The sequence below is a fragment of the Vibrio sp. BS-M-Sm-2 genome, assembly GCF_041504345.1.
Taxonomy (GTDB): Bacteria; Pseudomonadota; Gammaproteobacteria; order Enterobacterales; family Vibrionaceae; genus Vibrio; species Vibrio satsumensis.
The window spans coordinates 358,975-374,544 of record NZ_CP167895.1 but is presented as its reverse complement, the minus strand read 5'-3'; the positions used below and the strand labels follow the sequence as shown (position 1 = coordinate 374,544).

Here is a 15,570-nt window from a genome sequence, read left to right as displayed (position 1 = left end):
TAGTGATGATGAAATTCGGATATTTTGACGATAAAAACAAAGAATACGTAGCAACCACGCCGTGCACACCGATCAAATGGTGTAACTACGTGGGCACATTAGATTTCGGTGGCATTGTCGATAGCAACGGCGGCGTGTTGTTGTGCAAAGGTGACCCGGCACTGAACCGTATTACCAAGTACATTGCACAACTGCCAAACTCAGATTTCAAAGGTTCGACCATGTACCTAAAAGTACGTGATGAAGCGGGCAACGTAGAAATTTTCTCGCCTTTCTACACTCCAACTCTGAAGCCGCTTGATAAGTTTGAAAACCACACTGGTTTGTCTTACACCACCATCATTGCAGAAGCATTTGGTGTGCGTTGTGAAGCGACGTTCTTCGTGCCTAAAGCCGACCAAGTATTGTTGCAAGACATCAAAGTCACCAACATTTCAGACAAAGCGCTGCACGTTGATGTGGTTCCTGTGTATGAGTTCACACACTTTGATGCACTTAAGCAGTTATTGAATGCCGATTGGGTTCCACAAACAATGACATTGAAAGCGCACCAACAAGAATCGGGTCACACCGTGCTTGAGCAGTATGCCTTCATGAAGCGCGATTACGCGGTGAACCTGATGACAGCGGATCGCCCTGCGACGTCTTTTGATGGTGACCGCCAATCGTTCCTAGGTAATTTGGGCTACGGAACATGGGCAGCGCCGCAAGCGCTAGAAAACGACGAGCTTGGTAATACTGAGTGTTTGCGTGGTGACAACATTGGTGCTCTAAATCTGCGTTTAGGATGGTTATCTCCAGAGCAGACGGAACGTACGGTTGTGCAGATCGCGCAAGAACAGAGCTTAGAAGCAGCGCAGCCTTTGCTGTCTAAATACCGTGATCTTCAAGTGGTTGATTCGGCATTCGCTGAATTGGCTGAGCACTGGGATTCTTACCTACAAGCGGTTCAGGTTGAAACGCCAGACCCTGCTATGAACTCAATGCTTAACGTACACAACCCACGTCAATGCCACACCACTAAAAACTGGTCTCGTTACCTGTCTTTGTATCAACTTGGTTATGGTGCACGTGGTATCGGTTTCCGTGACTCTTCGCAAGATACGTTGGGCGTGATTACTCATATGCCAGAAGAGGCTCGTGAGTTCATTGAGCGTCTGTTATCTGTGCAAAACACCAACGGTTCTGCGATGCACCAGTTCTTCCCATCGACCATGGAAGCGAACGCGGGTGACTCACGTGAAGAAGAAGATCGCCCGGATTACTACGGTGACGATCATCTGTGGATCATCTACGCAGTCACTCAATATGTGAAAGAGACAGGCAATGCAGACTTCTTGAACAAAGCGATCCCGTTCTACCAAAAAGACAAAGCGGGTAACCCTGTGGAAACAGGAACGGTGTGGGATCACTTGTGTCGCGCGATCGAATTTACCTACACCAATACGGGTGAGCACGGCCTACCGTTATTAGGTTTTGCAGACTGGAATGACACGGTGAACCTGCCAACAGGTGCTGAGTCGATGATGGTAGCTAACATGTACGGCAAAGCCCTGCTCGATATGTTGGATTTGTGTGAGCTGCGTGGCGAAGCACAACTGACGGCTAAGTTTAAAGATCAGTACCAACAGATGCAGAGCACAGTGAATGAGTGCGGTTGGGATGGCGAATGGTTTGTGCGTTACTTTGATGAGCAAGGCCTGCCGATTGGTTCTCACAAGAACGAGCAAGGGCAGATCTACACTAATGGTCAAAGCTGGCCTGTGATTTCTGGTTTCGCGACTCAAGAACGTGCGACGCAAGCGCTAGATTCGGTTTACAACAAGCTGAACACAACCAATGGCATCAAGCTTTCAACACCGGGTTACAACGGCTTTGATCCGCAACTAGGTGGCGTTTCGACATATCCACCGGGTGCGAAAGAGAATGGCGGTATTTTCCTGCATTCAAACCCGTGGGTGATGATCGCAGAAGCGAAAATGGGCAATGGCGAGCGTGCTTATGAGTACTACCGTCAAATTAACCCGGCTTCTAAGAACGACGACATTGATACCTTTGAGTCAGAACCCTACTGCTACCCACAAAACATCTTGGGTGACGAACATAAGCAGTTCGGCTTAGGCCGTAATGCATGGTTGTCTGGTACCTCATCTTGGACATACGTTGCGGGTACGCAGTGGATTCTGGGTGTTCGACCTGAAGTAGATGGCTTGCTGGTGGACCCTTGTATTCCGGCTGAATGGCCTGAGTTTAAAGTCCGTCGTCAGTTCCGCGGTGCAACATACAACATTCATGTCACGAACCCGAATAACGTGTGTAAGGGCGTGGTTGAGATGAAGGTCAATGGTGATCTGATTTCAGGCAACAAAGCACCGGTGTTTACCTCTGGCGAGCACACGGTAGAAGTGGTTTTAGGTTAACAAAGAGAAGGGCGCTTTATGCGCCCTTTATTGCTCTTTCGTTTCGTTAGCAATGCGTTCTCTGGGGGGCTGATTTCGCATTCAGCAGTTGCTCTAGTTTAGCTCGATTATTTTGGTTGATAGGCAGCTTGGCATTGCCAAGTGAAGGTTTGAGACTGGTTCGGGCTAAGCGTCAATAAGCCAATCTGGTTATTGAAAGCATCGGCAGGGCAAGTCATTGGTTCTATTGCAATACTTTGCTCACTCGTTGGGGTGTACAGCTGAACAAATGGGTAGCTCGCATCTTGTTGATAGTGAATCTCGGCAGATGAATCTGAGCGTTTGAAAGTCAGTTGGTTAGTTGTCTTTGAATCAAATTCAAAGCAGTGGTTTAGGCTTTGATTCGTTAGGGAATCAGCCAAAGACAAACGGTCAAAAGCCTGTTTTTCACCATTAGGTAGGTCGTTCTCGTGTATGACCTCAGCACAAGATGACATGGTAAGCCCACACTGTTTCAAGTCAGTGCCAAGCGAGAAATAAGGGTGCCAAGCATCACCGAATGGGAAGGCGAAATCACCACAATTAGAGACAGTTGTCGAGCAAGATAGCTTGCCTGTGATGTCGATAGTGAAGGTGACTTCAAGGTTAAAAGCGAACGGGAAAGCAGGGTGCAAAGATGACGTCTGATATTGCAGCGTCACACTGGCTGACTCTTCATTGGCTACGCTGTTTTTGATTGAAAAAGGTTGGTTGTAGAGCAGGCCATGTACGGCGTGATTTGACCAAGGAAAGTTAGCTGGGAGTTGATGGTTTTGGTTTTCGAAACTGTAACGACCTAAGTTTAAACGGTTTGGAAAAGGGAATAATTTAGCACTGCGGGAAAAGAACGGATGTTGGTTGATCAGTTCATCATAATTCTGATAACCACAAATAAAAGAGAATGGACTGTTATTTACAATGTATTTATTTATAACAGCACCAAACCCATTGATTATTTGAAGTTCTATACCATGCTGGTGGTTTATTAATGTGACAGAGTCAATATTTCCAAATTTTTCATTTATAATTTTAAACATGTTGATGTCTCCATTTTTTAAAGATATTAACAAGAAGAAAAAATATTCAATGGCGGTTTTAAAATGAATAATAAAATTCCATATACAAGCTATTCAGGAAATTCAAAACACCTGTGTAAAAAAGGTGATGCAGTTGAATTTATTCAACCTTGGTACACGCCAATTTCTACGACACCAGAAAATACCGGCATGGCAATCGGTGGTATCGGTAATACATTTACACTGACGCCAAATGGCAACACGCCAAACTTCAGTTTCATTCCAGGGATATTTGTCGACTGCTCACAACAAGCTATTAATTTTAATGATTTTTATGCGTCAGTGATGGATGTGCCGACCACTGAAAAGCTCCAAGTTCTTAACGAGCAAGAGCTTAGTGTGCACCTGAATTTTTACCCAGCGCTATTCGATGGAAAGAAGATAGATAAAGAAAATATTTCGAATGCAATTAACCTTATTCGTGCCGCATTAGAAAATGGTAATTTCTATAAAGAAAATAAAGATAACTTTATAAACTGGAATGTCGAGTTTTCTAATAAGACTACATTATTAATTGAATCCGATTCATCATCGATTGATTGTCAATTATATGTAGCCTTAGATTTCTTTAATGGTTTATTAATAAATGGTACAGCGAGACAGTTATCACTAACTGCGGGAAATAATAGTGATATAGAAAGTGTTAATGGTAGCGATATAGAATATAAGGCTTTATATCCATTAGCTGAATATCAATATAATAGTTTTGATGGTATTAATATAAAGCGAAAGGTAGTCTCGCCGATCGTTAAGGAGGATAAACGCCTCTGTTCTTTGCCGATGCACTGGAACCACTTCCAACTTACTAACCAATCACAGCAAACACGCGTGATTACTCTTGCTCAACCTCTACAAAACTTGATCGGTTCAACCTACCGGAAAGGTCGTGATGGGATTCAAGATTCGGCGTGTACCTTGTCTCAAAACCCGATTGATCAGCAGCATCAAGCGGTGAAGCTTAATGGTGAAAGCTACGGTTTTACTGGTGTTCAGCTCACAAGTCAGTCCCCTTATCAAAGTGACATTGAGGGTGAGGTGGTGTTTGGTGTTCAAGCCGAAAACCGTTTGATGGAGTCGGGCAAGGTATCGGTGTCTGTTAAGCCAACGCTTTATACTTCGAAAGTGACCCAGCAAACCGAGTTCGCATTGAAAACCGGCCGCACTAACGCTGAATTCCAAACTGGCATTTATACAGGGCGCGAAGCATTGAGCGCACTTGTTGTGGTACAGGTTGAATTGGAGCCGGGTGAGTCTGTAGACCTGCGTTTTGCACAAGTGATGGCACATAGCAAAGTGATGCTTAATGGCTGGAACTCGGAGAAGGCTTATACGCAATTCTACCCTCAAGCTAAACCTGCCTTACCTATGTTAGAAGATGTCTTGCCAAAGCTTGAGGTGATTGAGCAGAAGCTCGTTGAGCAGCAGACTGCTTTCCTAGAGCAAGCTCAGAGTAAGATATCACAGCCTGAATCAGCACTGCGCTATGCGACGATGGCGATGAACTCACTATCATTCCTTGCTGAATCAACAGTATGGGATAAAGAAGATAAGTTCCTAGTGAAAGAGTGTGTTGATTACCCATTCTTTAACTCTTTGGATGTGTATTTCTACGGATCATTTTCATTGCTCTATTTGCTACCTGAACTTGATGGCTGCGTGATGAAAGAGTTCTCAAAAGCCATTTTGGCCGAAGACTTTACTCAGCGCCGCTACTGGGAATATGAAGCGACACCGAATGCTGAATTGATTGATGAAAAGTACCAAGGTGTGCGTGCGATTCGAGGTGCAGTAATCCACGATTTGGGTAGCCCGTTCGACATTCAGCCTGACGCATATAGCTGGCATAATGTTAAGGAATGGAAGGACTTAGCACCGAAATACATTCTGATGGTGTACCGTCATTACCAAAACACACAAGATATGTCAGTGGTTAAAGAGTGCTGGCAAGCCGTTACAGAGAGCATCGATTTCTTATCGAACTTGATTGCTGAGGGCGATGATTTACCACTCACTCGAGGTACTGACGATACCTTCGATAACCTCGCTTCACATGGTATCTCTATTTACTGTGCGAGCCTCTGGGTTGCTGGCCTTCAAGCCGCGAGTGAACTTGCACAATTAATGGGTGAAGACGATCTGGGTTCGGACTACCTAACACGTTCTAAAAAGGCATTAGCCACGGTTGAGCAGAGCTTGTGGGATGAGAAAGAGGGTTATTACCACTTCTTCGTGACGCCTGTCCAAGCCAAGCATCTCACCGGTGAAGGCTACCAAGCTTTGGAAACTCTGGGGTTGGTTTTAACGGGTGATGCGATTGCTGATAAGAATATGCTTAACGACTATCTACAAACCGATACTTCGATAAACATCGGTAAGGTAGCTCAACGTGTCTCCAAGAAACGTTTGTTGAGTGAAACGGCACCTCAAGCTTTCACGCAAGAATATCTAGACTTGGTACCCGATTCAGACAATAGCTTTGGTGATGCGCTGCTTGCCGATAGTTATCTCAAACTGATTGGCCTAGAGGGTATTTTCCCGCAACAGCGCATTCAGCGTGCATTGGACTATGTTTATAAACATAACTTCGAGATTAACAGCCCTAAACTTGGGGTGGCGAATATGACGCTCGCGGATGGTTCTCCACATGAGGCTTTTCAGGCGCAAGACGTGTGGATTGGCGTGCAATTTAGTGTCGCGACAGCGTTGAGTTTAGCGGGCAAATCGCAGCAAGCAGAAACATTAATGGATACCGTGTATACCGCGCTGTATGACTATTCAAAAATTCCATTTGCCGCACCAGAAGGGTTCAACTGTTCAGTCTCATTTGATGAGAAAGATCTTTCAGAGTCTTTTAAATTGTCACAAAGTGATGCGAAAAAGTGGATTAATGCACTTAAATTGCAAAATTGTGTGCTGTCTGACGGTCGGGTTAATCCTAGTTTGACGAAAGACAATGATAAATTTGTTAATATGGTACAAGGTGAAATTTCAGCGGATCAAGCTACGGTTCTTCACAAGTGGCTTCTGAGCACAGGTTTGAAATATACCGCGGGTCGCTACTTCCGACCGGGGATGATTTTCGCCTACTTATATTAATTAAATAGTATGAGTTTCACCTTGAGCAATGTTGAGTTGAAACTGATGGGGAGCTTTAGGGCTCCCCTTAATGCCATTGGGTTAGGGTATTGAGATGCGCACTAAAACTAAAAAAACCACCGTATACGATGTAGCGAGGCTAGCTGGCGTTTCTCCAAGCACGGTTTCTCGTTTTCTTAATCGAACAACCTATGTGTCGGATGATAAAAGCCAGAATATCGAGCAGGCAATCAAAGACACCGGCTACAAGCCGAATTTTCAAATGCAGGAAAACATTAATCGCCGTTCATTAACGATTGGTGTATTGGTGCAGCATCCTGATAGCCCTTATACCAGTCGTATTCTTAACGACATGGAGAAAACCCTGATAGCTCAAGGCTATTCGTTAGTGATAGCTACCGGGCATTGGCAAAAAAAGCTCGAAATACATGCCTTGGAGTATTTAGCTAAGAGTAATGTCGATGGCATGATCATCGTGACAGGCAGCATCACCAAAGAGGACATCGCTAAGTATGCGCAAGACATTCCGGTTGTTGCAGTGGGCTATGACATGGTTGCAGATAATGTTCGCTCAATTAACATTGATAATGTGTTGGGTGGTTACATGGCAACCCTCCACTTGCTCCAACAGGGGCACGTGAATATTGCTCATATCAAAGGGCTTTCTAGCCAGCCAGACGCAGGTAATCGCTTTGAAGGCTATAAGAAAGCGCTTCAAGAAGCGGGCATTAAGGTGATGCCAAAGCTCGTCAAGCAAGGGGATTTCAGTAGTGAAACTGGCTATGAGAAAACCGTGGAATTAATAGAATCTAAGATTCACTTCTCTGCTCTGTTTGCCGCCAATGACCAAACGGCTTATGGGGCGATTAAGGCGCTCCATGATCACGGCTACAAAGTGCCAGAAGATGTGTCAGTAATAGGGTTTGATGACTTACCAACGTCGAAGTATTTCACGCCAGCATTGACGACTTTGAGGCAGCCGATTGAAGAGATTGGCGAGGTGTGTGCTCAGTCGATCTTGAACTTGTTATCTGGCGAGCGACATGAAGCTCGTTTACCACCGATTGATTTAATCGTCAGAGAGTCGACTAAGTCTTTGTATCGATAGTGTGTAATGAAGTGATTTGATGAGAGGGAATGACATTTCAAGATGAATTATTTCCCTTCAGAAACGAAAAATGTCGCATCCATGCGACATTTCTCTTTTGGCGGCCAAACCAGTTTTGCTATATCCATTCTAGAATGAAACTTATTAGGAATTTACTCAGAATGTATCTATAAGACGCTGTTAATCTTGATTAGTTCCCTTTAAGCTGCATTTTTTTCCGAATTATTTTCTAAATCGAATGACGCAGCGATGAGTTTCTTGGTGTAGTCGTTTTTCGGCGCATTAAAAATCTCTTCAGCAGAGCCTTCTTCCATCACTTCACCCTTCTGCATCACCAATACACGATCTGAAAGTGCTTTCACTACTGAGAGGTCATGACTAATGAACAGGAAGCCAATATTGTGCTTCGCTTGAATATCTTTCAGTAGGTCAATCACGGTCAGTTGTACTGAGCGATCGAGTGCTGAAGTCGGCTCATCCAACAAAATGAAAGATGGCTCAAGAATCAACGCGCGAGCAATCGCAATACGTTGTCTTTGTCCGCCAGAGAATTCATGCGGGTAGCGGTTGATTGAATTTGGCTCCAGACGAACCTCAATCAGTGCTTTACGAGCTCTTTCTAAACGTTCTTGTTTTGACAAGTGAGGTTGATGCACCGTTAAGCCTTCCGTGATGATCTCCCCAACCGTCATACGTGGTGATAAAGAACCATAAGGGTCTTGGAACACCATCTGCACATCTTTCTTAAGCTTGTGACGTTCTTTATCGGTTAATAAACTCACGTCTTGGCCCTTGTAAACAATACGTCCGCTGCTTGGCAGCAAGCCGATTAATGCACGTCCAAGGGTTGATTTTCCCGAACCTGACTCACCAACAATGCCCAAGGTTTCGCCTTGTTTAAGGTTCAACGAAATACCTTTTACTGCTTCGAAGTACTGGTTCTTACTTTGGATAAAGTGAGATTTGATCAAGAACTTCACGCGAATATCGTCTGCACAAAGCAGTTCAGGTGCGGATGCCTCAACAGGAACTTTCGCGCCTTTCGGAATGGAGTTAATCAGCATGCGTGTGTAGTCGTGTCTTGGGTTTTCGAATAAGGTTTGAGTCTGCTCTTCTTCGACTAATTCCCCTTTACACATTACCAGTACACGGTCGGCAAAGTGCTTCACTACACCGAGATCATGGGTGATGAACAAAATAGCCATCCCCATCTTGCCTTGTATCTCTTTGATAAGAGAAAGCACTTCTGCTTGAACCGTTACATCGAGTGCTGTGGTGGGTTCATCGGCAATCAGAATATCCGGTTCATTGATCAGTGCCATTGCGATCATGATGCGCTGTAACTGACCACCTGAAAATTCATGGGGGTACTTGGTGTAAGCCTGATCTGGCATAGGTAAATGCACAAGGTTGAACAGCTCTAACACACGCTGTTTTGCTTTTGATTTCGATACCTTACGGTGACACATAATGGCCTCCGCCACTTGAGTACCGACACGCAGGTATGGATTCAAAGAGGTCATTGGTTCCTGAAAGATCATGCCGATTCTATCGCCACGAATTGACTGCATTTCTCGCTCAGTCTTTCCTAGAATCGATTGTCCCTCAAACTCGATTTCTGATTGTTGATCGATAATCGCGTTATCAGGAAGCAAACGCATAAGCGCGTTGGAAGAGACTGATTTACCTGAACCTGATTCACCAACAATGGCCAAGGTTTCGCTTGAGTTAAGGGTAAAGTTAACCTTTTTGACCGCATCAATGATTCCATCATTGGTGGTGAAGCTAACGGAGAGGTTATTGACTTTAAGTATGGCCCGGTCCGACATGATATATCCTTATCAATTTAAGACATTAGGTGAAGATTGAACTTCTGACGTTGTTTTAAGTTGCCCAAAATGGTGATGAGCACGTTGTATTTGTTCTAATTCGAGCATCCAGTGCGAACTGCGCTGAGCGCTGCAAAAAGCGATCAGGTGATTGAGTAAATCTTCGCTCTGCTTTTCCAGTAACCCAAAGGTACGTTGAATCAGATCAGTGTTCTCAAGAGAGATAAATTGCATCAGCGCGTAAGATTGATTCAAGGTATCGAAGGCTTGTTGATGCTGACCTAAGCGGTTGAGTATCTCGGATTGAGCGACACTGGCGTCTCTCAACCCGGCAAGCAGGCATGCAAATTGGCAGGGTTTGATATCGCTTTGGTATGCGGCATCTTGGATGTGATGAGGAAGAGAGGTTAGAACATCACCATAGAGGCGCTGTGCTTCGGGCCAGTGACCTTGTTCCATTAACTGTTCAGCTTTTAGGTAGTGCATCCAACATCGTTCAATTTCCATATCCACATCCTCAATTTATAATATCTTAAAATGTTAATGATATTTATTATCAATTGCAAATTAAAATCATTCACATGTTAAGTTGGTGAATTAAATGACGGGCTATTCCTAAATATGGCTTAAATTGTGTGTTATTTGTTCGGTTGAACAGCTGTGTAGCGTAAGTCACTAAATTTGTAGGAAATTACATCTACACTGATTTTATCTACACCCAAGTAATGAAGGACTAAGGAGGCGGCGATGGCGATGCAAAGGCTCAATACAGAACAACTGTATCAGGTAGCGGAATTAGACAAGCTACCATGTAAGTCGACCAAAGAACTGGCTCCAATTGACGAAATCGTCGGACAGGAACGGGCACAAAAAGCCGTTGAGTTCGCGATGTCAATTAAGGAAAAGGGTTATAACATTTATGCGATAGGGCGAAATGGTCTGGGTAAACGCACCATGATCTTGCGCTATCTAAACCGTCACCCTCAAGAAGTGCAGGAGCTTTTTGATTGGTGTTATATCGCGAACTTCGAAGATATTCGTACACCTAAGGTACTGAAATTGCCTCGTGGCGTAGGCAGCAGCTTAAAGCAAGATATTGAAAAATTGATGCGTAAGTTGCTAAAAGGTATGCCTCTAGCGTTTGATAACGAGATGTACTTTAGCCGTGCTGACAGGCTTAAAAACCAATTAGCAGCTAAGCAACAAGCCGCGTTAGAAAGCATTAGCCAAGAAGCGAAAGATAAAGGTATCAACCTGACGATCACCACTCAGGGTGATTACCAGTTCGTGGCAATGAATGGTGATGAGCTCCATACCGAAGAGAGCTTCGATCTACTTTCGCCGGAAGAGCAAGATCAATTTGATAAAACCATTGATGGATTGGAAGTCGGACTGCGAACCATTTCTCGTGAATTGACTGAGCTTGAAGAGACGTACACAGAGAAAATTCAAAAGCTAAATGATGATACGGCGCGAGATGTGATTACTCACTTTATCAAGCAGTTGAAGCAGGATTACAGTCAATATCCAGAGATCAAGAAGTATCTCACGGCATTACGTAAGGATATTGTTGATAACGCCGATATTTTTCTAGAAGAGAGCACAGAGCAAGCCGAAGTTGCAACGGCCTCTTTGGATAAGAAAATGCCGCGTCGCTACAAGGTCAATGTGATTGTGAGCCAGAAAGAGGAAGCGATGCCGATCGTGGTAGAGGAGAATCCGAATTACCACTCTCTGTTTGGCCATGTGGAAACCGCGACCTTTAAAGGCACCGTATTTACTGACTTTTCATTGATTCGCGCAGGTAGCTTGCACAGAGCAAACGGCGGCGTACTGTTGATGGATGCGGTCAAGGTACTTGAGCAGCCGTACGTTTGGGAAGGCTTGAAGCGAGCGCTGCGTTCACGTCAATTGAGTTTCACTTCACTAGAGAAAGAGGTGACCTTAACGGGGGCGGTATCGCTTGATCCTGAGCCTATTCCATTGGACGTTAAGATCATTCTGTTTGGTGATTACCGAACTTACCAGCTTCTGCAACACTACGATGCGGAGTTTGGTGAACTGTTCCGTGTGACAGCCGATTTTGAAGATGAGATGAAGCGTACTCCCGACTCTGAAATGCATTACGCGCGTTTCATTTCGAGCATCGTGCATGACAACAATATGCTGCATTGTGACCGTAAAGCGATTGCTCGCATCATTGAGCACAGCTCTCGTCAGGCGGGTGACCAAGGCAAGCTTTCCCTGCACTCAGCACACATTGCTAACCTGCTTCGTGAGTCAAACTACGTGGCTAGAGGATCAAAATCGAACCTGATTCGTGCAACACACGTCGACCAAGCGCTATCGAACCAACAGATGCGTGTCGGACGACTGCAAGACAGCGTGATGGAAACCTTCACTAATGGTACAACGCTAATCCATGTGGATGGTGAAGCGGTTGGACAGGTCAATGCTCTGTCTGTGTTAAGTACAACTGACCATATGTTTGGCGCGCCGAACCGAATCACGGCTACCACGGCTTACGGTGACGGCGAAGTAATTGATATCGAAAGAAACGTCGACCTAGGTGGCAGTATTCACTCGAAAGGTGTGATGATCTTGTCGGCTTATCTTTCTTCTGTGTTTGGTAAGACAGCGAAAGTACCGCTTACCACTAACATCACCTTCGAGCAATCGTATGGTGGCGTCGATGGTGACAGTGCGAGTATGGCCGAGTTCTGTGCGGTGGTGTCGGCGTTTTCTAAGCAGCCAAACCGTCAAGATATCGCAATTACTGGCTCGATGAACCAGTTTGGTGAGTCTCAACCAATTGGTGGTGTGAACGAGAAGATCGAAGGCTTCTTTGATGTGTGTGAAATTAAAGGTCGTTCAAGTGAGCAAGGTGTGATCATCCCGCGTTCGAATGTTCATAACCTGATGCTGCGCAGCGACATCGTCAAAGCGGTTGAAAAGGGAGAGTTCAACATCTGGGCCATCGACCATGTAACAGAAGCGATTGAACTGTTCACAGGTAAAGCTGCCGGTGAGGCTAGTGATGAGGGGAGCTACCCAATCGATACTATCTTTGGTATCGCGCAAGCTAAACTGAACGCACTGCGTAAATAACCGTATAGCTAATTAGTTTAATGCTTGGATAAACAGTTAAACAAATAGCTAAAACACAAAAGCCATCGATTTTGAAGTGACCCCGTAAAGTTGGACATTTCTGTTAAGCGGCTTTCAAGGCCTGAGTTCGATATTCTATCGGAGTCAGGCCTTTTAGTTTCACTTTTATACGTTTGGTATTGTAGTACTCGATGTATTCTTTAATTTGCTCTATCAGAGCATCTGCATCTTCAAAGCTTTGGTTGTGATACATCTCTGTTTTGAGTAAAGCAAAAAAGTTTTCAGCAACCGCATTATCCAAGCAGTTACCTTTTCTCGACATGCTTTGTGTTAACCCACTCTCCGCTACCTTTTTTTGATACTGTCGATGGCGATATTGCCAACCTTGATCGCTATGTATAATTGGCTTTGAGTTGGGTTTAAGCTTTGATATGGCTTCCGTCAGCATATCCGTGACTAGCGGCAAGCAGGCACTTTTGGCCACTCTATAAGCAACCACTTCCTGAGTAAACAAGTCGACAACGGGAGACAAGTATACTTTCTGCTCTTTGACTTTGAACTCTGTGACATCAGTTACCCACTTTTCGTCGGGTTGAGTCGCACTAAAATCTCTTTCAAGCACGTTGGGAGCAGCTGTTCCAGACTCTCCTCGGTATGAACGATACTTTTTAATCCTGACCGTCGATTTAAGGTTGAGCTGAACCATAAGCTTTTGAACCGTTTTGTGGTTAAGCACGAACCCCTGATTTTTTAATTCCAAGTGAATACGGCGGTAGCCGTATCGGCCCTTATGCTCATGATAAATTGACTTTATCAACCGCAGCTCACGTTCGTAGCTATTTGGGCGCTTGCTCGTTTGAGCCTGATAATAAAAGACACTTTTTGCCAGCTGTAGAGTGTGCAGTAGGTGCTTCAACGGGTACTTGCCTTTAAGAGTTAGAGCTATGACCGCTTTTTCTTTGTTCGACGGTTTTTTTCCTGCTCCAACTCTTCCAACTTTTTTAGAACGGCATTCTCGGTTCGTAAGTAAACCAACTCCTCTTTTAGCTCCTCAAGCGTCATTTCATTATCAGGCTTAGTGGTACGTTGAGGTTGCTGTTTCATTGAGGGTCTTCCTTTCTGGCGCATTTTGAGCCCTTTGATACCGAGCTCATTAAATCGTTTGAGCCAGACTGAGAGTATCCCAGGGGATGAGAGGTTTAATACTGCGCTAGTGTGCGTGAGAGACCATTCATTCGTCCACATTAAATTCAATGCTTTTCGTTTTGTCCGAGCAGTAGCCGCATGGTTAGTTGGTAAAAATGAATCAGTACCATGGATGGCAAAGACTTGAGCCCAATACCGTATCTGTCTTGAAGAAATTGAATATTGTTTTGCTAAGTAGAGAGATGACGTGCCATCTAAGTATTGCTTAGCAATGATACATTTTAGCTCTCGGCTATATTTGGACATAAAAAGACCCCCAATAATTGGTGTCCAACTATTGGGGGTCAGTTCATTTTATCGTCGATGGCTTTTTTATTTGGTTGCGATTTGGTTTGTTAGTGAGCTATGTATTTTTGGCCTGCTTACCGTATTCGTGAACGTCGCATGTTAAATGGTGTTACCCGTTTCGTAAGCAGAGCTTGGTTCCATCGAACTTCAATTTTGCTAATAAGTGTTTAGCGTTAGCTCGGCCAATATCATCAAATTCCACACCGTATCGAGCGTAATGTGTCGATTTTTGTAGGTTACAGACGATGCCTCGCAATGGCGGAATCAGCGGACCGTTGTAGTTCTCAGGAGTTATCTCAATAGACACTCGATCGGCAATCTGAATCGCACGAGAGGTCGGTGAGGTCACAAAGCGACAGCCACTTTTTGATAAGTCTCTTATCTCGCAGTTTGCTCGTTGGTCGTTGAAGATGATTCTTGAAGCTAAATTCACTTCATAGCGTGTCTCTTTACGCAGCTGAGTCACTTGCATCGTGCTTGGTGTAGACAGCACAAGAATAGGGAAGGGTTCACCAATCTTGTGGTGAATTTGGCTTCTAAAGTGGATAAGCGCACCTTCACCTCGTAGAGAATAAGCCCGAGCGGTCATCCAAAAACCTTCTTGAAAGAAAAAGTTCAGATCTTCATTGGATACATCAGGAACCTCAACCACAATACAATTATCACTGTGCGTACCGATAAATTTGGTGGTGGCGAGAAACTTAGTGCCAACGGGAGTTGAGACATTTAATGTCAGTTCACTGCCGTGCTCAATCATCGCTAGCGCATCAGTGCTATTGATGGTGGAAACGGTGCGATTACGAGGGTCTTGAAGTGCCTGATTATGCTCCAAAGGCTTCTTCAGGGGTGCGTTCATTATAGGTTCTCCATGCGCCAACATGCGTCTGTTAGTTATATTGGTAGCTTGCTAACAAGGGGTTATTACGTGCTAGATTTAGTGGACGTACTCACATAGATTTATAGAGTGCCTTTATCATTGCTGATTTTATATTAAGCCGATTGCACTAAATTATTTACTGTGTTTGTAAGTACTTAGTTTTATTTATATGCACTTGCGTTAGTCTATTACAAGGAACTCATACTTCAAACTTTTATTGTTTGTCGTATCAATTATTTGCAGGAGTTGAGAATGCAGGCAGTAAAATGGGATCAAGAAGTGAACCAGATCACGGTTGAGCTAGAACCCGACCAGTTCGCAGTCGTTAAGTATAAAAAGGACGGAGATGTACTACATATCACCTCGACACGCATTCCTGATGAGCTGCAAGGCAAGGGCTTTGGTAAGGTGATGATGGAGTCGGTTTTGCCCGAAATTGAACAAGCGGGCTTCAAAATTGTGCCGGTTTGTAGCTATGTTGTTCACTATATGAATAGGCAGCCACAGTGGTCACATCTTCTATCCGACAAAGCATAACAACGAG

The 15,570-nt window shown here is 44.5% G+C and carries 11 protein-coding genes; 5 read left to right on the top strand and 6 right to left on the bottom strand.

The window, feature by feature from the left end; translation table 11 throughout:
- Positions 1-5: 5 nt before the first annotated feature.
- Positions 6-2,420 carry a GH36-type glycosyl hydrolase domain-containing protein gene (locus AB8613_RS17810; RefSeq protein WP_372385430.1) on the top strand — a complete coding sequence of 805 codons (2,415 nt, stop codon included), beginning with the start codon at positions 6-8 and terminating at the stop codon, positions 2,418-2,420.
- Positions 2,421-2,527: 107 nt separating this feature from the next.
- On the opposite strand, the gene AB8613_RS17805 is transcribed toward AB8613_RS17810, so the two are convergent.
- Positions 2,528-3,475, bottom strand: a complete 948-nt coding sequence (locus tag AB8613_RS17805) for an aldose 1-epimerase (protein ID WP_285954810.1) — start codon at positions 3,473-3,475, stop codon at positions 2,528-2,530.
- A 63-nt stretch (positions 3,476-3,538) separates the two neighbouring features.
- Between AB8613_RS17805 and AB8613_RS17800 the strand changes: the two genes are divergently transcribed.
- Both AB8613_RS17800 and AB8613_RS17795 read left to right on the top strand, forming a co-directional pair.
- On the top strand, positions 3,539-6,610 hold the full coding sequence (locus tag AB8613_RS17800; protein WP_372385428.1) for a GH116 family glycosyl hydrolase: 3,072 nt from the start codon (positions 3,539-3,541) through the stop codon (positions 6,608-6,610).
- Positions 6,611-6,704: 94 nt separating this feature from the next.
- Positions 6,705-7,718 (top strand): LacI family DNA-binding transcriptional regulator, encoded by a 1,014-nt coding sequence (locus AB8613_RS17795; RefSeq protein ID WP_050643642.1) that lies wholly within the window; start codon positions 6,705-6,707, stop codon positions 7,716-7,718.
- Positions 7,719-7,918: 200 nt separating this feature from the next.
- Here the strand turns inward: AB8613_RS17795 and AB8613_RS17790 are convergent, their stop codons facing one another.
- Complete coding sequence (locus AB8613_RS17790) at positions 7,919-9,547, bottom strand: ABC transporter ATP-binding protein (protein ID WP_372385424.1); 1,629 nt, start codon at positions 9,545-9,547, stop codon at positions 7,919-7,921.
- 12 nt (positions 9,548-9,559) lie between these two features.
- Positions 9,560-10,054, bottom strand: a complete 495-nt coding sequence (locus AB8613_RS17785; protein WP_146490225.1) for a hypothetical protein — start codon at positions 10,052-10,054, stop codon at positions 9,560-9,562.
- A 240-nt stretch (positions 10,055-10,294) separates the two neighbouring features.
- Here AB8613_RS17785 and AB8613_RS17780 point away from each other — a divergent pair, with 240 nt between their 5' ends.
- On the top strand, positions 10,295-12,655 hold the full coding sequence (locus AB8613_RS17780) for a Lon protease family protein (RefSeq protein ID WP_285954807.1): 2,361 nt from the start codon (positions 10,295-10,297) through the stop codon (positions 12,653-12,655).
- A 103-nt stretch (positions 12,656-12,758) separates the two neighbouring features.
- Here the strand turns inward: AB8613_RS17780 and AB8613_RS17775 are convergent, their stop codons facing one another.
- From AB8613_RS17775 to AB8613_RS17765, 3 genes are all read right to left on the bottom strand, one after another.
- Positions 12,759-13,601 carry an IS3 family transposase gene (locus AB8613_RS17775; protein WP_372385791.1) on the bottom strand — a complete coding sequence of 281 codons (843 nt, stop codon included), beginning with the start codon at positions 13,599-13,601 and terminating at the stop codon, positions 12,759-12,761.
- Entirely contained in the window at positions 13,598-14,107 is a 510-nt protein-coding gene (locus tag AB8613_RS17770) for a helix-turn-helix domain-containing protein (protein ID WP_372384646.1), read from the bottom strand. The genes AB8613_RS17775 and AB8613_RS17770 overlap by 4 nt, the downstream gene beginning before the upstream one ends.
- 151 nt (positions 14,108-14,258) lie before the next feature.
- On the bottom strand, positions 14,259-15,005 hold the full coding sequence (locus tag AB8613_RS17765; RefSeq protein WP_372385421.1) for a flagellar brake protein: 747 nt from the start codon (positions 15,003-15,005) through the stop codon (positions 14,259-14,261).
- 273 nt (positions 15,006-15,278) lie between these two features.
- On the opposite strand from AB8613_RS17765, the gene AB8613_RS17760 reads away from it, so the two are divergent.
- Positions 15,279-15,563 (top strand): GNAT family N-acetyltransferase, encoded by a 285-nt coding sequence (locus AB8613_RS17760; protein WP_146490228.1) that lies wholly within the window; start codon positions 15,279-15,281, stop codon positions 15,561-15,563.
- Positions 15,564-15,570 lie beyond the last annotated feature (7 nt).